Raw genomic sequence first — 17915 nt, forward strand, 5'->3', positions numbered from 1 at the left:
ACCGCATAAAACGGATTTTTTTGGAATACACATAACCAATTAGACGAAAAGCGCCTGTAGAAGGATGGAGGATTCATATGCTGTGTGAGAGATGTAAGATCCGGGAAGCCAATATCAAATATACGGAGATCATAAACGGCGTCAAGACGGAGCACAACCTCTGTTCCCAATGCGCCAGAGAGCTGGACCTGGGCCAGTACACCGCCCTGCTGGACGGTGAGTTTCCGCTGGGAAAGCTGCTCTCAGGGCTTCTCGGGATTGAGGATGACGAGGAGGAGACCGACGAGCGGGCCAGGGTGGTTTGCCCCACCTGCGGCACCAGCTTTGAGGATTTCGTGGAGAACAGCCGTTTCGGCTGTCCCGACTGCTACGGCGTGTTCGACCTGTTTATCAGCGACAAGATGAAGCAGCTTCAGGGGAGCGAGAGCCATAAGGGCAAGCATCCCAAGTTTCAGAGCCGCTTTGAGCGCGGGCGGGGCGAGACGCGGATTCCGGGCGGCCCCGTGTCCTTTCAGGACCAGGAACAGGCCGGGGGAGCAGGCCGGGGAAGCAGCGAGGAACAGATTATGGCGTTGGATGCCAGGCTGAAGGAGGCGATCCGCCAGGAGGAGTACGAGCTGGCGGCCCAGTACCGGGATCAGATCAAAGCGCTGAAAGAGAGGAATGAGGAGCATGAGTAGATGGTTTGAACAGACGGACTGTACCGGCTCCAATGTGGTATACAGCCGGGTCAGGCTGGCGAGAAACTGGGATGAGTACGCATTTCCGGCCAAACTGGACCAGAAGCAGGCCCAGGAGCTGTTGGAACGCCTGAAGGAAGGCCTCAAAGAGATCGGCGGGCTGGACGGGAACACCTACGTCTGCCGGGATTTGAACCAGATAAAGGACCTGGAGCGGATGGCGCTGCGGGAACGGCGGATTTTGAATTCCGCCACGGTCAGCAAGCGGGAACCGGCAGGGCTTATGCTCTCCGAGGACGAGGCCTCCAGCCTGATTTTGGGCGGGGACGACCACATCCGCATCCAGCTTCTGTCCCCGGGCCTAAATTTAGATGAGCTTTGGGCCAGGATGGACCGGATGGATGATTACGTCAACGAGCGTTTTTCCTACGCATTTGACGACAAATACGGTTATCTGACCTCCTTCCCCACCAACGTGGGGACGGGGCTTCGGGCCTGCGTGGTGCTGCACCTGCCGGTGCTGTCCCAGGTGCGCAAGTTCCAGAGCATCGTGGCCGATATGAGCCGGTTTGGAACGGCGATCCGCGGCCTGTACGGCGAGGGAAGCGACAATCACGGCAGTATGTACGAGGTGTCCAACCAGCGGACCCTGGGTCAGTCGGAGCGGGAGATCATCGAACTGGTGACCAAGGCCGCGGCGCAGCTGAACAATCAGGAACAGCGGGTCCGCAAGGCGGCCTTAAGCTCCCAGCGGCTGGAGCGGGAGGACGAGGCCTGGAAGTCCTACGGGGTGCTTAAGTACGCCCGCAGGATCGCCGAGAAGGACGCCAGGATCTTTTTGTCCCAGCTGATGGCGGGGGAGGCGGACGGCCTGTTGAAGTTTGAGACCCCGTGCAGCATTTACAGCATGATTCTGGGAATCAAACCGGCCAACCTGCGCCTGAGCGCGGACCGGCCGCTGGAGAAAGAGGAATTGGACCAGGCCAGAGCGGCCTATATCCGGGAGCACCTTCCGGAGATTGTAATGAAATAGACAGGAGGAAAACACGACATGATGGATCAATATACACCGCAGGCCAGGGAGGCGTTAAGCCTTGCGGTCAGTGTTGCGGAGTCCTTAAACCACGGGTATGTGGGGACGGAGCATCTGCTGATCGGCCTGCTGCAGGAGGGCAACGGCGTCGCTGCCAAGGTATTGGAGGAGAACGGCGTGGAGGAAACCAGGGTCATCGACCTGGTGAGCCAGCTGATCGCGCCCAATCCCACCCTTCAGACAGCGGATAAAAACGCGTACACGCCCAGAGCCAGACGGGTCATCGAGAACAGCTACCGGGAGGCCGTGCGTTTTAAGGCCAATCAGATCGGCACCGAGCACATTTTGATTTCGATTCTGCGGGAAAGCGACTGCGTGGCCAGCCGCCTGCTCAACACCATCGGCGTGAACGTGCAGAAGCTTTATATCGATCTGCTGGCCGCCATGGGAGAGGACGCCCCCGCCTATAAGGAGGAGCTGCAGAACCCGCGGGCGGGCAAGCGCGGAAACGCCACCCCGACCCTGGACGAGTACAGCCGGAACCTGACGCAGATGGCCAGGGAGGGCAAGCTGGACCCGGTGATCGGCCGGGAGGCGGAAATTCAGCGCTTGGTGCAGATTTTAAGCCGCCGGACCAAGAACAACCCCTGCCTGATCGGCGAGCCCGGCGTGGGCAAGACCGCCGTGGTGGAGGGACTGGCGCAGATGATCGTTTTGGGCGACGTTCCGGAGACGATTCTGGATAAGCGGGTGATGACTCTGGATCTGTCCGGCATGGTGGCCGGGTCCAAGTACCGGGGAGAGTTCGAGGAGCGGATCAAGAAGGTGATCTCCGAGGTGATCGAATCCGGGGACGTGCTGCTGTTCATCGACGAGATTCACACCATTATCGGCGCGGGCGGAGCGGAGGGCGCGCTGGACGCCTCCAACATTTTAAAGCCCAGCCTGGCAAGAGGCGAGCTCCAGCTGATCGGCGCAACCACCATCAACGAGTACCGCAAGTACATCGAGAAGGACTCCGCTCTGGAGCGCCGGTTCCAGCCGGTGACCGTGGATGAACCCACGGAGGAGGAGTCCCTGGCGATTTTGAAGGGGCTGAGAAGCCGTTATGAAAGCCACCACAAGGTGGAGATTACAGACGAGGCCCTGGAGGCCGCGGTGAAGCTGTCCAGCCGCTACATCAACGACCGTTTCCTGCCGGACAAGGCCATCGACCTGATCGACGAGGCATCCTCCCGGACCCGGCTGATCGGCTACACCAAGCCGGAGAGGATCAAGAAGCTGGAGGAGCAGATCGACGCCCTGGAGGAGGAGAAGGAGGAGGCCATCAAGACCGAGGCCTACGAGAAAGCCGGGGAGATCAAGAAGAAACAGCAGAAGCTGCGGGAAAAGATCACCCAGATTCAGAACAAGTGGCAGTCCGAGCGTGATACCAGAAAGCTGGTGGTCGGGGAAAATGAGATCGCGGCCGTGGTGTCCGGCTGGACTAAGATTCCGGTGCAGAAGCTGGCGGAGGAGGAATCCGAGCGCCTGCGCAACCTCGAGGGCATCCTCCACGGCCGTGTTGTGGGCCAGGAGGAGGCGGTGACCGCGGTTTCCAAGGCCATCCGCAGAGGCAGGGTGGGCCTTAAGGATCCCAGCCGCCCCATCGGTTCCTTCCTGTTCTTAGGTCCCACCGGCGTGGGAAAAACGGAGCTGTCCAAGACCCTGGCGGAGGCCATGTTCGGGACCGAGAGCGCGCTGATCCGGGTGGATATGTCCGAATATATGGAGAAGCACAGCGTTTCCAAGATGATCGGTTCCCCGCCAGGTTATGTGGGCTACGACGAGGGCGGCCAGCTCAGCGAGAAGGTGCGGCGCAACCCTTATTCCGTGATCCTGTTCGACGAGATTGAGAAGGCGCACCCGGATGTGTTCAATATCCTGCTGCAGGTGCTGGACGACGGCCATATTACGGACGCCCAGGGCAGAAAGATCGATTTTAAAAATACCATCATCATCATGACAAGCAACGCGGGCGCGGAGAATATCATTTCCCCCAAGCGTCTGGGCTTTGGAATGGCAAGCGACGCCAAGGCGGACTACGATTTCATGAAGGGCCGTGTGATGGAGGAGGTAAAACGCCTGTTCAAGCCGGAATTCCTGAACCGGATTGACGAGATTATCGTGTTCCACCAGCTGAACAAGGAGCACATGAAGGGCATTGTGGAGATTATGCTGCGCAGCATTGTAAAGCGCGCCAAGGACCAGCTGGGAATTGGCCTGACGGTGAGCGAGGAGGCCAAGACCCTGCTGATCGACAAGGGTTACGATGAGAAATACGGGGCCAGACCCCTTCGGCGTACCATCCAGAGCATGCTGGAGGACAAAATGGCGGAGGCCATGCTGGACGGAAAGATCAAGACCGGCTGCAAGGTGGAGGTGGGAGCCTCAGGCGATGCCCTGACCTTCTCCGTCCGCGCGGCCCGCAGGCGCAGTCCGGCGCAGGGGACCGGCACCAGGGCGGCTAAGTCGAAAAAGGAAGAAACGGCCGCGGTATCGCCGTAAACAACTATTTGCGGGACCGGCACCAAGTTGTGCTGGTCAACCGTGAAAATTTGTTGTATAATTTTAGAATAACAGACCGGACGGCGGGAACCTGTTTTTTCATCGGATGTCTGAACTGTTATATTTTAAAAGCAACCAGGTTTAAGTACAAGAGCAGGAGGATAAGAAAGATGCCGGTCATTGAAGAATTAATCCGTGCGGAGCAGGATGGCACCATCAGTTTTGGCAATTATACATTGGGAGCAAAGGCGAAGAAGTCTGATTTTGAATACAAGGGCGACCTGTACAAGGTGAAGACTTACAGTGAGATTACCAAGTTGGAGCGCAATGACATGTTTGTGTATGAGTCTGTTCCGGGCACGGCGGCAGAGCATTTTAAGGTCACCGACACGGCGGTGGAATTCATGGTGGAAGGCGGCCGGGATGCTCAGATTACGGTACAGCTGGAGAACGACACGGATTATGAAGTCTATGTGGACGATATGGCTGTGGGCAGCATGATGACGAATATGAGCGGCAAACTGAGCGTGAGCGTGGAGCTGGAAGAAGGAAAAGCGGTAAAGGTCAGCGCGGTGAAACGCCAGTAAATCCCTGAAGGGCTTATCAGTCAAAGGGCCGGAACGATTCTGTTCCGGCCTTTGCGTATACTTGAATTAAAGGAGAGAACAGCAGCATGGCAAAAGCGAGAACAACAGCATTTTTCTGCAGCGAGTGCGGGTACGAGTCCAGCAAGTGGATGGGGCAGTGCCCGGCCTGCAAGGCATGGAACACCATGGTGGAGGAACCCATCGCAAAGTCCTCCCCCTCCGGGGCGTCCTCGTCCCTGGGCGCAGGCAGGCGGAGTCTGGCTCCGGCGGTGAAGCCTGCGCTGCTGTCCGAGATCGATTTGCAGGAGCAGGACCGGATTTCCACCGGCTTTAAGGAGCTGGACCGGGTGCTGGGGGACGGCATTGTGAACGGTTCCCTTGTGCTGGTGGGCGGCGATCCCGGCATCGGCAAATCCACGCTGCTTTTGCAGGTGTGCCGCCATTTGGCAGGCGCGGGACACCGGGTGCTGTACATATCGGGCGAGGAGTCCTTAAAACAGATCAAGATGCGCGCCAACCGCATCGGCGAGGTGCAGGGCGACCTGCGTTTCCTCTGCGAGACCAATCTGGACCGCATCGACCGGACCATTGAGGCGGAAAAGCCGGAGATCGTGGTCATCGACTCCATCCAGACCATGTACCGGGAGGAGGTGTCCTCCGCGCCCGGCAGCGTCAGCCAGGTCCGGGAGTCCACCAGCATGCTGATGCAGACCGCCAAGACCCAGGGCATCGCCATTTTCGTGGTGGGACACGTGACCAAGGAAGGCGTGGTGGCCGGTCCCAGGGTGCTGGAGCACATGGTGGACACGGTGCTCTATTTCGAGGGGGACCGCAACGCCTCCTACCGGATTCTGCGCAGCGTCAAGAACCGTTTTGGCTCCACCAATGAGATCGGCGTGTTCGAGATGGCGGAGCAGGGCCTGGTGGAGGTGGAGAATCCCTCGGAGTTTATGCTGAACGGCAGGCCCGAGGAGGCCAGCGGCGCGGTGGTGGCCTGTTCCCTGGAGGGCACGAGGCCCATTCTGCTGGAGGTTCAGGCCCTGGTGGCGGAAACCAGCTTCGGCATGCCAAGGCGCACGGCGGCGGGCACGGATTACAACCGGGTGAACCTGCTGATGGCGGTGCTGGAGAAGCGGTGCCGCTACGATCTGGGGCGGCTGGACGCCTACGTGAATATCGCGGGCGGCATGAAGATGAACGAGCCGGCCCTGGATCTGGCCATTGTGATGGCGCTGATGTCCAGCTACAAGGACCGGCCGGTGGACCCGAGAATGCTGATCTTCGGCGAGGTGGGATTATCCGGCGAGGTCCGGGCCGTGTCCCAGGCGGAACAGCGGGTCCGGGAGGCCGCCAAGCTGGGCTTCACCGCCTGCATCCTTCCCCAGGTATGCCTGGAGAAGATGAAACCGGTGGAGGGGATCAAACTCCATGGGGTGAAGAATGTGCGGGAGGCCATTGGGTTGTTGTGAGAGGGAAGCAAAAAAATTGGATAATTTTGTTGACAAGCCCAAAAGGATGTGGTATTATAATTTAGCGCGCTGAGATACAGCGCACTGAAGGGGAATAGTTCAATGGTAGAGCAGCGGTCTCCAAAACCGTAGATGGGGGTTCGAGCCCCTCTTCCCCTGCTGACTATTTGAAAGAATAGCCCAACCCGAAGGAAGTCCAGAAAGCCTTGTTTAGAGGTTTGCTGGATTTTTCTTTTTATTGCGGTAAAAGCCGGGGACACCGGATAAGCCGCGGGGATGACTGGAGATGAGGTAATGTATGGGGGATATTTTTGCAGACAAGCCAGTTTCGATCAACGGGATATTTCTCGGCATGGATTCCGATCATGTGATCCTGTATCAGGCGCGGGAAGGGCGAGCCTTTTTTAAGTCCGCCAGCGATACAGGGGAGATACAGGAGATCGTAAGCGTGCCTTCCGATCTGCTGGCATCCTTCTTTTGGACAAAGAACTATGCCGGAAATGGGATGATTGGTTTTTTGACAAAAGAGGATGAATTTGTTTTATATGAGCAAAATCATAGATTGGCTAAATTTCCGGATATCAGAAGGACTGTGATGCCGCCGTGGTATGCTTATATGCCGGATCGAGATACAATTTTCATGGAGTGGGCCTGTTATGAAACGAGAAGTGGACGGAAAAAGTGGGATTTCCCGCTTCCGGTCGCAGAGCGTGCATATAAAAAATTTCTGGCATGTGAAACCTGGCGTGAATTGCCCAACGGCCTGATTATGACACAGATCAATGTTGATCAGGAGAATATTTATATTTCATTAATGGATCAGTCGGGAAATATTATGCGCTCCGTTTCTCTGCCCATTTTCTATGCGTATCACAATGTGGGCGTTGCACAGAACTATATTTATTTGATTCAACCGATTGAAAACACAAGATTCCCGGCAGAGGTAATACTATTTGATTTCAATTTAAATGAAATTGGCAGATATGATGTGGACTCCAACCGGATTAATTATGAGGTGTGGTTTGATTCCCATAACAAACATTTTTACGTGCTGGGCAATGGAATCGTAACCCGGGTCAATATAATGGACGGACAAAAGCATATCGATCCGATCCCCTTTGATCAAATAGAGATTAGCTCATGGGGAGTATTGCCAAATGACATGCTGTATTTTGTCAAGAAAGAGCGGGAACTGTTTTTTCTGGAACCACAAGAAAATATGGAATGTGTCCTGAGACATAAGATAAAAGGGTACTGTTTAAAATTAGTCCCGTTAAAGAATGGAAATGTACTGCTGGTTTCATTGAACAATCGAAAAAAAGAGCAGGTGATCCTTCAGGTAATCTGCTTTGATAAACAGGCGCCGGTTAACTGAGGCGCTGCGTAGCCGCCCGATGTGCCCATGAAGCGAAAGGAGCTGTCTGATATGCCACTGGTCTCACTGATAATTCCCGCGTACAATGCCGAAAAATATCTCCGCCGCTGTCTCAACAGCGCCATGGAGCAGACTTTTCGGGATATGGAGATAATCGTTATCAACGACGGAAGCACGGATACCACCCTCCAGATCTGCCGGGAGTACGAGCAGATGGACGAGCGGTTCCACGTCATTGACAAGGCCAACACCGGGGTCTCGGACAGCCGGAATCAGGCCATCCAAATGGCGGCGGGGAAATATCTGCAGTTCATGGACAGCGACGACTGGCTGACCCGGGACGCCACGGAAAGTTTGGTTTACGCCGCTGAGAAATATGACTGTGATATGGTGATAGCGGACTTTTACCGGGTGGACGGCGCGGTGTTTACGGAGAAGCAGCACATCCGCAAGCGGGGACTGCTGACCAGGCAGGAGTACGCGGAGAACATGATGCGGGATCCGGCGGACTTCTACTATGGCGTGCTTTGGAACAAGCTGTACCGGCGCAGAATCATCGAGGAACATCAGCTGGAGATGGACCGGGATCTCAGGTGGTGCGAGGATTTTCTGTTCAATCTGAGCTTTATCCGCCATGCGGAGCGTTTCACCGCCATCCAGATTCCCATTTACTACTACATGAAACGCAAGGGAAGCCTGGTCAGCACGGACTGGAAAAAAGCCAACGCGGTGAAGCTTAAGTTCCAGCTCCTGAAAACCTACAAGGAGCTGTATCAGAGCATGGATCTGTACGAGGAGAACAAACTTCAGATCAATGCCTTTGTCCTGGCCATTGCGAAGGACGGGGGAGTGGCCGCACCCATGAGCAGGCGGCGCCAGAAGCTGGATTCCAGGGATTATATCGAGGATGAGCTGCCCGCCGGTTATGAGCGGATGCACAATCCACTGGAACCTGTGTACGATGAAAATTCCCGTATCCTGATTCTGGGAAGCTTTCCTTCTGCGCGCAGCCGGGAGAATGGTTTCCACTACGGAGATCCGAAAAACCGCTTCTGGAAGCTGTTGGCCAGGCTGTTTGGAGAGCCGGTTCCGGCGGATACCGCTGCGCGAAAGGCCCTGCTGCTGCGCCGCGGCATCGCCCTGTGGGATGTGGTGGCGGTTTGCGACATCAAGGGCTCCAGTGAACAGAGCATCCGCAACGTGGTGCCTGCGGACGTCAACCGCATTTTGCGCGCCGCCGAGATTCAGACCGTGATCGCCAACGGGGATACGGCCTACCGGCTCTACCAGAAATACTGCCGTGAGTACACCGGCAGGGAGGCGGTGAAGTGCCCCTCTACCAGCCCGTCCAACGCCATTTTTACCCTGGAGCGGCTGGCGGACCGGTGGGTGGAAGCGGTGGAGCCGGAGCTTTGGGCCGCCGGGGCTGAAAACTCCTCCCAGGGTTCCATCAGGCAAAGCCCTGAATGATCTCACACAGAGTCTGCTCAGGAGCCGACAATTTCCGGCCCCGTTGGTACAGCATGACCACATGGCGCTCCAGGGGAGGATTCCCGATCTGGTAGTAGTGGGGAGACGCCTGAAAGGACAGGAACTTCAGGCATATCTCAGGAACGATGGTGAGGCCGAATCCGGCGGCTGCCAGCCGGAAGGCTGTTTCCACGTTCTTTACCTCGTAAATGACCTTGGGGGAGAGCTCGTAGGTTTCAAATATTTTTCGCATAAACTGCCCGATCCCCTGATGCTCCGTTAGAATAATAAACTGTTCATTTGATAATTTATGCATATCGTCCCTCCCAAGCGTCTGAACTGCCTGGGAGGGATTTTTGCCGAATATCTCGCGGATTGGGTAGCTGGGCGGAAAGACCAGGAGAAGGCGTTCTTTTTTGATGGAGGTGTGGTCCAGATTCCGGGGAATGTCCGGCGAGGTATAGAGTGCAAAGTCAAAGAGGCCGTTCTCCACGTACTCCACCATGGTTTTATTGCTGCACTCTGTGAAATTGATGCGGATATGGGGGTACAGATCCTGAAAGCGCCGGAATACATCGGGCATCAGATAGGAGCAGTGGGTGCTGCCGATTCCCAGGCTGATGGTTCCCGAGCTGTGCTCGCTGATATCGGTAAGACCAGCGTACATCTGTTGTTCCGCGTGCAGAACGGTTTTAATATAGTCGATGTAGCATTTGCCTGCGGCGGTGACGGAAAGCGGCATGTGGTTCCGGTCGAACAGACGGACTCCCAAGTCGCGCTCAATGGTGGACACGACCTTGCTCAGATAGGGCTGGGAGATAAAAAGCGCGTCCGCCGCCTTTGAAAAGCTTTGATATTCCGCTACGGCCAAGATGTATTTATATTTATCATGATCCATATTCTCCCCCTCGTTCTATTATATCTGATTGGTTATAATTTCTATGAAAATCCCACCATGGACACAATACAATAACTGCTATAATATAATTGTAGACGATTTATTCCGGATGTCAAGACAAAAATCATAGGCGCGCATGATAAACAGGTTAAGAGTTATAGCTTAGGAGAAATAGAAGTGCAAATTGCAGAATATCACAAAAAAATAACTTCTCTGGGAAGCCGGGACATCACGGTGAGAGTTATGACGCCGGACGGTTACGAGAGCGGCGCAAAGCGTTACCCGGTGGTGTACATCAATGACGGGCAGGATGTGTTCCGGGATGAGGACATTCTGTGGGGGGAGTGCAGCATGGACTATGAAAATTACTACAGGTCCTATGGCAGGTTCCTGCCCGACATGATTATTGTGGCGCTGGTGTGCCCGCGGGACCGGGAGGAGCGCACTGCGCTCTATTCACCGTTTACCTGTAAGCCGGAGAAGGGGGGCGCAATGATCCGGGGACAGGGTGTGGAGTATCTGAGGTGGATCGCCGAAGAGCTGAAGCCATGGATCGACGGGGCTTACCGGACACGGTCCGGGCGGGAGGATACCGGGATCATGGGGTACAGCACGGGCGGGCTGTTCGCGCTCTGTGCAGGGCTTTTAAGGCCGGATATTTTTACAAGAGTTGCAGCGCTCAGCAGTTCGGTCTATCTCTGGCTGGATCAGTTTCAGGAGCTATTGGACACAGCGTCCTTTGGCCACTTAAAGCGCATTTATATGGATGTGGGAACCAATGAATTCGGGCGCTTTACCACAAAGGAGGAGTTTCTGGAGGGAGCGGAGCTGATCTACAGAACCTGCCTGCAAAAAGGGGTAAGCGCAGACCGCATCAAGTACAATCGTTACCCCGGAGCCACCCACTCACAGTTGGAGTGGAAGTTGCGGTTTCCGGATGCGCTGCGCTGGATTTTTATGGATTGTTAGAGGGGTTGTTTTTCACTGAAGAAATGAGGAGGGGTACAATGGATTACAGTATTTTAAGCGTGATCGGCATCGTTTTCAGCATTGCCATGATGGGAATACTTGTTTACAAAGGACTTAACACCGGAGTCGCCACGGTTATAAGCACCTGCGCGGTTGCGCTGTGCAGCGGAATTCCCGTGGCCACAGCGTTGACGGATTATTACGTTTCCGGGTTTGCAGGCGCGATCCAGAGCTTTCTGTTTATGTTTGCATTGGGAGCGCTGTTCGGCGGCCTGATGGACCGCTCCGGCGCGGCCGACAAGTTCGCCCGCTGTATCATGCAGTACATACACGGAAAATGGTCCCTTTACGTCTGTATGATTGTGAATTTGCTGCTGGTCTGGGGCGGCGTAAACTGTTTTATCATCTGCTTTACGGTCCTGCCCATTTATTTGTCCATTTTCCGCGAGCTGAATATACCGCGCAAATTGCTGCCGGTGTCCATCTGGGCCGGATCGGCCGGCTTTGTGTCCTGCTCGCTGCCGGGGGTGCCGTCCACCATCAATATGATTCCGGCGCAGATCCTGGGCACGGACCTGTTCGCCGGTTTGGATATCTGTATTGTCACCAGCCTGGCGTCCGTTGCGTTCATCTACTTTTATTTTGAGTATCTGCTGAAAAAGGCCAGGAGAAAGCAGGAAGGTTATGTGGAGACGGAAAAGGACAGAAAACGGATGGAGGAGGAGCAGTCCCGTAAGACCAATACCATGCCTCTGCCCATGGCGGTGACACCGATGATTTTCCTCTTTGTGACGTTGAATTTCCTGAAATGGAATCTGGTCTATGCCATGGGGGCCAGCTGCATTCTGGCGCTGGTCATGTTCTGGAACTATATTCCGGACAAGATCAACAGCATCAGCAGCGGGTGGAGCGGTGTTTCCGTGATTTTGAGCGTTGGAGCCTGTATGGCCTTTGGAGCCGTAATTAAAAATACGGTGGGATTTCAGATGGTGCTGGATTGGGTGCTCAACTTTGATATCAACCCGCTGATTACCCTGGGGATTTCCTCCAACGTTCTGGCGGCGGCCATGGCCTCCGGCACGGGGGCGGTGGCGACGGCCACGGAGATGGTGGGCATGCGCTATGTGGCCATGGGGGTGAACCCCAATCTGGTGCACCGGATTATCGCCATCGCCTCCCAGGGACTGGACACGCTGCCCCACAACGGCGGAGTGATCACCTATCTGGGAGCCTGCGATTGCAGCTATAAGGAGAGCTACGGTCCGATTTTCGTCATATCTCTGTTATGGCCGCTTGTGCTGACGGTGATTGCCATTGCGATGGGCATGATGTTCTATTAGGTCGGAAAGGAGCAAAATGGAAATGAGGATGGAGGATTTCGGGCTTTCGCCCAAAACGGTTTTACGTTTTTTGGCGGCCACAGAGGGTATGAAATCGCTGTACAGCCTGACGGTGGTGAAGGACGGAAGGACGCTGCTGGACCGGTATTTCAAACCCTTTCACCGGGAGCTTTACCGGGATCTCTATTCGGTGTCCAAAAGCGTGGTGTCCCTGGCGGTAGGCGTTGCCGTGGATCGGGGAAAGCTGCGCCTGGAGGATCGGCCGGCGGATTTCTTTGGGGAGGAGCTGCGGGGGGAGTATGACCCGAGAGTGAAGGATATCACGGTCCGCAATCTGCTAAACATGTCCGCCAGCTCCGCTTATACCAGCAATACCTTCAGGGGGAAGGACTGTAACTGGAGAACGCTCTACCTGGGTCTGCCGCTGCCGGATGACCCGGGAAAGGCGTTCCACTATGACACGGGCGCGCCGTATATGCTGGCCTGTATGGTGTCAAAAGCCATGGGACAGCCCTGCGGACAGGTTCTCAAGTCGTATGTGTTCGAACCCATGGGGATCAAGGACTGCGTCTGGTCCACTGACCCGGAGGGAAATATCACCGGGGATGGGACTGCTTTATGCGGGCCGGCGATTATGTCAGACTGGGGCAGCTGATTCTCAATCTGGGAAGCTGGAACGGGGAGCAGTTGATCTCCCGGGAATACATGAGCGAAGCAGTGTCGGAGCTGATTCCGACCCTGGATGATCCCGGGGTTGGGTGGTGTTACGGCTATGGATTTTTGTTCTGGAGATGGCCCGACGATACCTTTGGCTGTTTTGGGGCCTTTGGGCAGCTGATAATCTGTTCTCCCCGGAAAAACCTGTATGTGGCTACCACTGCCGGACTGTCCATTGAGGACAACCGCAGGCTGGCGCTGGCGGTAATTGAAACGTTGGTGGGGGAAGCCCAGAGCCAGCCGTTAAAACGGGATGACCTGGCTTACAGGCAGCTTTGTGAAGCCCTGGAGAGCAGGGATATGGAATATCCGCGGGGGGAGAGCCGGATGGAAGCGGGGGAACGCGGCGGATTCGACAGTTTGTGGCGTTTTCCGGACAATGACAGCGGAATTGAAGCGCTCAGCTTTAAACGTTTGGACGACCGAACAATCCAGGTGAAAATGGGCTGGCGCGGCCGGGATGTGCAATTCAGAGCGGGGTATCAGATGTGGACGGAGGAAAAGCTGGATCTGGGTCATGAAATTTTGCAGGACCACGCGTTCGCCTACGCCTGGACGTCCGGCAATACCCTGGTGATCCGCCACTATCTGTTGAATACAGCTTATGTTAAAACATACACGCTGTCATTTGAGGGCGGAAAGGTCCGCCTTACCGTCACCCAGAACGTGGTGATCCCCGGCGCTGAGGCGGGGGTGGAGGTGGAATCGCGGTAAAGGCGCCTGAACGAACACAACCGGAGCCGGAGCGATTAACCGGAAAATTCTCCTTTTTGAGGATTTTTAGAGATAGGGCTGGTAGACTTAGAGTCAGAAAACAGTTAATCACAGAAAAGGAGATTTGCCATGAGACAGATTCGATTGATTTTAATGACCGCCGCAGCGCTGATGCTTGCAAACGCGATTCCCGGTTACGCCGCTGCCTCCCAGAGCGTTGTGACCGTGAAAGGTTCCGGTGCGGAGGAGTATTCTACCCTCCCAAGCGCCGATACCCTGAAGCAGGATGTGGGCTTTGCGCCCAGGCTTGCGGAGACGCTGGCGGGGGACTTCCGGTTTGAAAGCGGTTCCGCCACGGAGTCCTTTGACCTGGATTCCAAGGGAAATCCGGTCAACCGCAGGAAAGGCCTGAACTTCCGGTATGCCAAAGTTCTAAACGGCGTCACGAAGACGGTGAGCCTTTCGGTGGAGCCCTCGGCCACACTGACGGGGACGGAGAATTCCACGGTTGTCACATATGGGGATATTACCCTGTATTGCAGCGACATGCAGGGAAATTCCGTAGCCTGGGTCCAGGAGGAAAACATCTACATTTTGCTGGATATCAATCAGAAGGTGACCATCGATGAACTGACCGCCATGGCCAAGGGGCTGATCGATCTCAGGACGGATTCCACGAAATAAAAATATAGTTTCTTCTTCCTATTCTACAACGTACATAATTTAGAACTTGCCGTTTTGCCCGAGTCCAGTTATAATAAGGAAACGTATTCCTTATCATCAGCCTGTCGGCTAATGACAAAGTATAATAAGGAAACGTATTCCTTATCATCATAAGGAAACACATCACATAGCAAAGCTTATGATTGACAACAGGAGAGCCAATGAAAGAGTACATGAACGAACCGGTTGATTTCAGTTGGAGCGACGCGGATATTGTGGAAGCGTATTCCGGAAATTCGGAGGACAAACGGTCCATTAAGCGGATGTTCTGTCTGACCACAAAAGAACTGAACCGGATCCTTAGAGAGGCCGGGGTGGAATAGGAGGACGGTATGATTGAGTATTGTAATGGGGATATTCTGGATTCAGGAGCGGATCTGATCTGCCACCAGGTGAACTGCCAGGGGGCGTTCGGCCGCGGCATGGCAGGGGCGATCCGGCAGAGGTTCCCGGAGGTTGAGAAAACCTACAAAAAGATGACCAGGCAGTGGGTGGAGAAGGAGAACGGAGACACCTCCAGGCTGCTGGGCCGGATCAGCGCCCAGCCGGTGGAGCAGGACGGCCGGTGGTTTCTGATCGCCAACCTGTACGGCCAGGACGATTACGGCAAAAAGGGACTTTACACGGATTACGCGGCCCTGGAGCAGGCTATGACGGAGATTCGCGGTTTTCTGGACGTGCGGGAAAAACACGAGACTGTGGCGTTTCCCTATAAGATCGGCTGCGGCAGCGCGGGCGGAGACTGGGAGATTGTGGAGGAGATGATCCGCCGGGTATTCGGGGATTACGACGGAACGGTGCAGATCTGGAAGCTGGAGGAACAGACCGGCAGGACAGCCCGCTAGAATGCCGTTAAGATCCGGGTCAACCGGTTGAAAACGGCAGACAATGTGGTATGATTGCAGATGGAAGTCAAGACTTGCGCCGGGAGCGGAAACGCGCTCTGCGGGCGTACAGGCATACGGAATTTGACTCAGGCGGTTTGGCGCGATGCCAGGCCGCCTGATTGAATGTGGAAATGAAAAGAGAAGGAGTGAACGTTCCTTGGCAAGTCAAACGCTGCGGTCCCTTGCGGGCCGTGCAAAGCTGGCGTTTACGGATGCAGCGCCGGTGATTCTGTTTTTTCTGATTGCATTTTATTCGATTCTCTGGCTGTTTGGGGTGAAGTACATCATTGTGGTGTCGGTTCTGGCCACGCTGTTCAAGGTGCGGTGCCGGAAGCGGCAGACCATGGTGAAACTGCTCTCCATGGCCGCGGTACAGCTGTCGCTGGCCGTGCTGGCATTTCTTGCGGGCCACTGGCTGATCCTGTGTGTGATTCTCAATATTCTGGTTCCGTTTCTTTTGGTGTTCCTGCAATCCACTCAATTCAATCAGAAAGGTTATTTCACCAGCGCCATGGGCTTTGTGTTTTTCCAGCTGAACCCGGTGGCTGTTTCGGAGTTCGGACGTTTTCTCTGCGCCATGACCTACGGCCTGCTGCTATTGGCCGGGGCGCTTCTCATCTACTCCCGCGGCAGGGAGCGGGATGTGGATTACGGGCTGGAACGGCGGGGCTTAGAGGTTCTGGCGGGACATCTTTCAGCCTGGGCGGCGGGGGAGGAAAATGCGGAGGCCGGGGAGCTGCTCTCCATCCAGCGCGCGCTCTGCAAACAGGTGGAACAGAGCCGGGGGATTTCCTATGCGGTAAAGCGGGAGGGGCAGATTCACTATATGGCGGCGCTGTTATTTCAGCGCTCCGCTTATTTTCTCACGGTTCTGAGGGAGAACGGGATCGGGGAGGAGGAAAAGCGTTTTCTTCTGCGGTTATGCGCTTTTTTGCGGGAATTCAACGGGTGCTGGCCCGGCACAGGCACAAAGGCCGGAGCGGATGGGGAGGAGAACGGTTCCCGGGCGCTGCGCGAAAACGGGGAGGAGCTGGCCCGGGATGCGGGAATGCGGGAGGATGGAATCGGCCGCTTTGGGGAGCAGACGGTTTCCCTGCTGCTCACCCTTTTAAGCCGTCTGGAGCAGAGGGATTTACCACTTGCAGCCGTAAGAAGGCGTTCCGGGGAAAAGGGGCGGCCGTTGGCCTGGATTCTCCAGCGGTTCCGGCCGGATACCTTTGAGATGCGTTTTTCCCTGCGCCTCAGCTCCGTGCTGACCCTGGGCTTTCTGTTCAGCCGTCTTTCCGGCTGCAATCACGCCTACTGGTTTGTGCTTAACGCATTTCTTTTGCTGCAGCCCATGTACGAGGACAGCGCCTTCCGCCTGAAAAACCGCTTTATCGGCACTGTGGCGGGCTGCACGCTGTTGTATTTTGCGCTGCCGCTGTTTCCAGGGGTCCAGGGGCATTTCGCCCTGGCCTCCGTGATCGTGGCCTTTATGTACTGTACCCTGCCGGGGACCTGGCAGCAGGCCGTATTTTCCACCGCCTTCTCCATCACCCTGGCCTCGCTGGCCATGCAGGAGACCATGGCCATGGAGCTGCGGCTGGTTTACGTGGGACTGGCTACCGTGTTTGTCCTGGCGGTGAACCGGTTCTTCTTTCCCACCAGCATGAGGGGGCAGTTTCAGGACAATATCAGGGCGCTGTTTCACATGCAGCACTCCTATTTGAGAATTTTTGTGGCCAGTCTGCACGTGCCGCTTGACTACGGAGCGGTCCGGGACGGCCTGGTCCGTTTCCAGCTGATCTACGAGCAGGTTGAGGAGTATCTCCAGGCCCATCTCCCGGCGCCGGAGCAGGCGGATTACAGGCGGCTTCTGGAGCTGTTCTGGAAAATGTCCAGCGAGATGGAGCAGATTCTGTTTCTCACGGCGGCGCGGAAACGGGAGATCGGGGACACGGCGGCGCTGGAGCATTTTTCTTCCCTGTGCAGCTATGTGATCCAGGAGGCCGGAAATATGGTCTGCGTCAGGATGAGGCAGGAGCCGGTCACGGCCCGGGCGGTTCCGGTGTCGGCGCAGGTGGAGGGAGCCCCCTACCTGAGCGCGCTGCTGAAAAAGTATTCCCAGGACGTCTCGGCGCTGTACCGTCTTGCGCTGAATCACAAAAAGTAATCATATATAGCCCTTATGCCGCATATATTATTGTGCTGGCAATTTTAAGGTTTGCCGGAAACGGATGAGGGAGTGAGGGTTATGACACATTTGGAACTGGTGGCAAAGATCGGGAACGACTCGCTGGACGTGGCGAAAATGTATCTGAAGGGGCAGCTGACCGTGGGAGAGCTGACCAATATTCTGGGGAAGGACCGGACTATGCTGATCCAGCAGTTTGCAGGCGACAGGGGAGCTGAAAACGGGGGAGGCAGATTAAAAGATTGTTAAAATTATGTTGATTTAATTGGCGCTCAATTTTATAATAGTCCTTATACGAGCCGCTGCTCAGGGGAGCTTGTCCGTGTAATG

Annotated in this window: 17 protein-coding genes and 1 tRNA gene; 17 read left to right on the forward strand and 1 reads right to left on the reverse strand. The window is 55.5% G+C overall.

The genetic code is table 11. The annotated features are described in order from the left end of the window. The first annotated feature begins 77 nt into the window (after positions 1 to 77). The 8 genes from ACK2JC_RS26220 to ACK2JC_RS26255 all read left to right on the forward strand — a co-directional run bounded on the left by ACK2JC_RS26220 (position 78) and on the right by ACK2JC_RS26255 (position 9161). A complete protein-coding gene (locus ACK2JC_RS26220; RefSeq protein ID WP_092361146.1) occupies positions 78 to 680 on the forward strand; it encodes a UvrB/UvrC motif-containing protein in 603 nt (200 codons plus the stop codon). Continuing rightward, on the forward strand, positions 673 to 1713 hold the full coding sequence (locus ACK2JC_RS26225) for an ATP--guanido phosphotransferase (RefSeq protein ID WP_368271330.1): 1041 nt from the start codon (positions 673 to 675) through the stop codon (positions 1711 to 1713). The genes ACK2JC_RS26220 and ACK2JC_RS26225 overlap by 8 nt, the downstream gene beginning before the upstream one ends. Positions 1714 to 1731: 18 nt before the next feature. Beyond that, on the forward strand, positions 1732 to 4260 hold the full coding sequence (locus ACK2JC_RS26230; RefSeq protein WP_368271329.1) for an ATP-dependent Clp protease ATP-binding subunit: 2529 nt from the start codon (positions 1732 to 1734) through the stop codon (positions 4258 to 4260). A gap of 170 nt (positions 4261 to 4430) precedes the next feature. Next, positions 4431 to 4847, forward strand: coding sequence for a hypothetical protein (locus ACK2JC_RS26235; RefSeq protein ID WP_024734932.1), 417 nt, complete (start codon positions 4431 to 4433; stop codon positions 4845 to 4847). Positions 4848 to 4933: 86 nt separating this feature from the next. Next, positions 4934 to 6316 carry a DNA repair protein RadA gene (radA, locus tag ACK2JC_RS26240; RefSeq protein WP_320936978.1) on the forward strand — a complete coding sequence of 461 codons (1383 nt, stop codon included), beginning with the start codon at positions 4934 to 4936 and terminating at the stop codon, positions 6314 to 6316. An 88-nt stretch (positions 6317 to 6404) separates the two neighbouring features. Further along, positions 6405 to 6475 (forward strand) — tRNA-Trp (locus ACK2JC_RS26245). Between the two features lie 139 nt (positions 6476 to 6614). Further along, positions 6615 to 7691 (forward strand): hypothetical protein, encoded by a 1077-nt coding sequence (locus ACK2JC_RS26250; protein ID WP_320936977.1) that lies wholly within the window; start codon positions 6615 to 6617, stop codon positions 7689 to 7691. 51 nt (positions 7692 to 7742) lie between these two features. Next, positions 7743 to 9161, forward strand: coding sequence for a DNA-deoxyinosine glycosylase (locus ACK2JC_RS26255; protein ID WP_368280927.1), 1419 nt, complete (start codon positions 7743 to 7745; stop codon positions 9159 to 9161). On the opposite strand, the gene ACK2JC_RS26260 is transcribed toward ACK2JC_RS26255, so the two are convergent. Next, positions 9142 to 10059: a LysR family transcriptional regulator gene (locus ACK2JC_RS26260; protein WP_320936975.1), complete on the reverse strand. Its 918-nt coding sequence runs from the start codon at positions 10057 to 10059 to the stop codon at positions 9142 to 9144. The two genes, ACK2JC_RS26255 and ACK2JC_RS26260, sit on opposite strands and share 20 nt — an antisense overlap. A gap of 177 nt (positions 10060 to 10236) precedes the next feature. Here ACK2JC_RS26260 and ACK2JC_RS26265 point away from each other — a divergent pair, with 177 nt between their 5' ends. The 9 genes from ACK2JC_RS26265 (at position 10237) to ACK2JC_RS26305 (ending at position 17834) form a co-directional block, all read left to right on the forward strand. Further along, on the forward strand, positions 10237 to 11028 hold the full coding sequence (locus ACK2JC_RS26265; RefSeq protein ID WP_320936974.1) for an alpha/beta hydrolase: 792 nt from the start codon (positions 10237 to 10239) through the stop codon (positions 11026 to 11028). Positions 11029 to 11066: 38 nt separating this feature from the next. Then, positions 11067 to 12368 (forward strand): GntP family permease, encoded by a 1302-nt coding sequence (locus tag ACK2JC_RS26270; protein WP_024734926.1) that lies wholly within the window; start codon positions 11067 to 11069, stop codon positions 12366 to 12368. A gap of 22 nt (positions 12369 to 12390) precedes the next feature. After that, the gene (locus tag ACK2JC_RS26275; RefSeq protein WP_320936973.1) at positions 12391 to 13023 is read left to right on the forward strand and encodes a serine hydrolase domain-containing protein; all 633 of its coding nucleotides are present in this window, start codon (positions 12391 to 12393) and stop codon (positions 13021 to 13023) included. Next, positions 12987 to 13799: a hypothetical protein gene (locus ACK2JC_RS26280; RefSeq protein ID WP_320936972.1), complete on the forward strand. Its 813-nt coding sequence runs from the start codon at positions 12987 to 12989 to the stop codon at positions 13797 to 13799. Before ACK2JC_RS26275 ends, ACK2JC_RS26280 begins: the two co-directional genes overlap by 37 nt. 129 nt (positions 13800 to 13928) lie before the next feature. Further along, a complete protein-coding gene (locus tag ACK2JC_RS26285) occupies positions 13929 to 14483 on the forward strand; it encodes a hypothetical protein (RefSeq protein ID WP_139201127.1) in 555 nt (184 codons plus the stop codon). 200 nt (positions 14484 to 14683) lie between these two features. Beyond that, positions 14684 to 14845, forward strand: coding sequence for a hypothetical protein (locus ACK2JC_RS26290; RefSeq protein WP_007712315.1), 162 nt, complete (start codon positions 14684 to 14686; stop codon positions 14843 to 14845). Positions 14846 to 14854: 9 nt separating this feature from the next. Next, entirely contained in the window at positions 14855 to 15367 is a 513-nt protein-coding gene (locus ACK2JC_RS26295) for an appr-1-p processing (RefSeq protein WP_368271328.1), read from the forward strand. Positions 15368 to 15566: 199 nt separating this feature from the next. Next, positions 15567 to 17564, forward strand: a complete 1998-nt coding sequence (locus ACK2JC_RS26300; RefSeq protein ID WP_320936971.1) for an FUSC family protein — start codon at positions 15567 to 15569, stop codon at positions 17562 to 17564. An 81-nt stretch (positions 17565 to 17645) separates the two neighbouring features. Beyond that, positions 17646 to 17834: a hypothetical protein gene (locus ACK2JC_RS26305; RefSeq protein ID WP_092361158.1), complete on the forward strand. Its 189-nt coding sequence runs from the start codon at positions 17646 to 17648 to the stop codon at positions 17832 to 17834. Positions 17835 to 17915 lie beyond the last annotated feature (81 nt).

It is taken from the genome of Enterocloster lavalensis (assembly GCF_046603895.1).
Lineage (GTDB): Bacteria > Bacillota > Clostridia > Lachnospirales > Lachnospiraceae > Enterocloster > Enterocloster lavalensis.

Coding starts and splice junctions, on each gene's coding strand:
- ACK2JC_RS26225 (WP_368271330.1), top strand. CDS start 673: ATGAGTAGATGGTTTGAACAGACGGACTGTACCGGCTCCAATGTGGTA.
- ACK2JC_RS26230 (WP_368271329.1), top strand. CDS start 1,732: ATGATGGATCAATATACACCGCAGGCCAGGGAGGCGTTAAGCCTTGCG.
- radA (WP_320936978.1), top strand. CDS start 4,934: ATGGCAAAAGCGAGAACAACAGCATTTTTCTGCAGCGAGTGCGGGTAC.
- ACK2JC_RS26295 (WP_368271328.1), top strand. CDS start 14,855: ATGATTGAGTATTGTAATGGGGATATTCTGGATTCAGGAGCGGATCTG.
- ACK2JC_RS26275 (WP_320936973.1), top strand. CDS start 12,391: ATGAGGATGGAGGATTTCGGGCTTTCGCCCAAAACGGTTTTACGTTTT.
- ACK2JC_RS26290 (WP_007712315.1), top strand. CDS start 14,684: ATGAAAGAGTACATGAACGAACCGGTTGATTTCAGTTGGAGCGACGCG.
- ACK2JC_RS26255 (WP_368280927.1), top strand. CDS start 7,743: ATGCCACTGGTCTCACTGATAATTCCCGCGTACAATGCCGAAAAATAT.
- ACK2JC_RS26305 (WP_092361158.1), top strand. CDS start 17,646: ATGACACATTTGGAACTGGTGGCAAAGATCGGGAACGACTCGCTGGAC.
- ACK2JC_RS26260 (WP_320936975.1), bottom strand. CDS start 10,059: ATGGATCATGATAAATATAAATACATCTTGGCCGTAGCGGAATATCAA.
- ACK2JC_RS26270 (WP_024734926.1), top strand. CDS start 11,067: ATGGATTACAGTATTTTAAGCGTGATCGGCATCGTTTTCAGCATTGCC.
- ACK2JC_RS26280 (WP_320936972.1), top strand. CDS start 12,987: ATGCGGGCCGGCGATTATGTCAGACTGGGGCAGCTGATTCTCAATCTG.
- ACK2JC_RS26285 (WP_139201127.1), top strand. CDS start 13,929: ATGAGACAGATTCGATTGATTTTAATGACCGCCGCAGCGCTGATGCTT.
- ACK2JC_RS26235 (WP_024734932.1), top strand. CDS start 4,431: ATGCCGGTCATTGAAGAATTAATCCGTGCGGAGCAGGATGGCACCATC.
- ACK2JC_RS26250 (WP_320936977.1), top strand. CDS start 6,615: ATGGGGGATATTTTTGCAGACAAGCCAGTTTCGATCAACGGGATATTT.
- ACK2JC_RS26220 (WP_092361146.1), top strand. CDS start 78: ATGCTGTGTGAGAGATGTAAGATCCGGGAAGCCAATATCAAATATACG.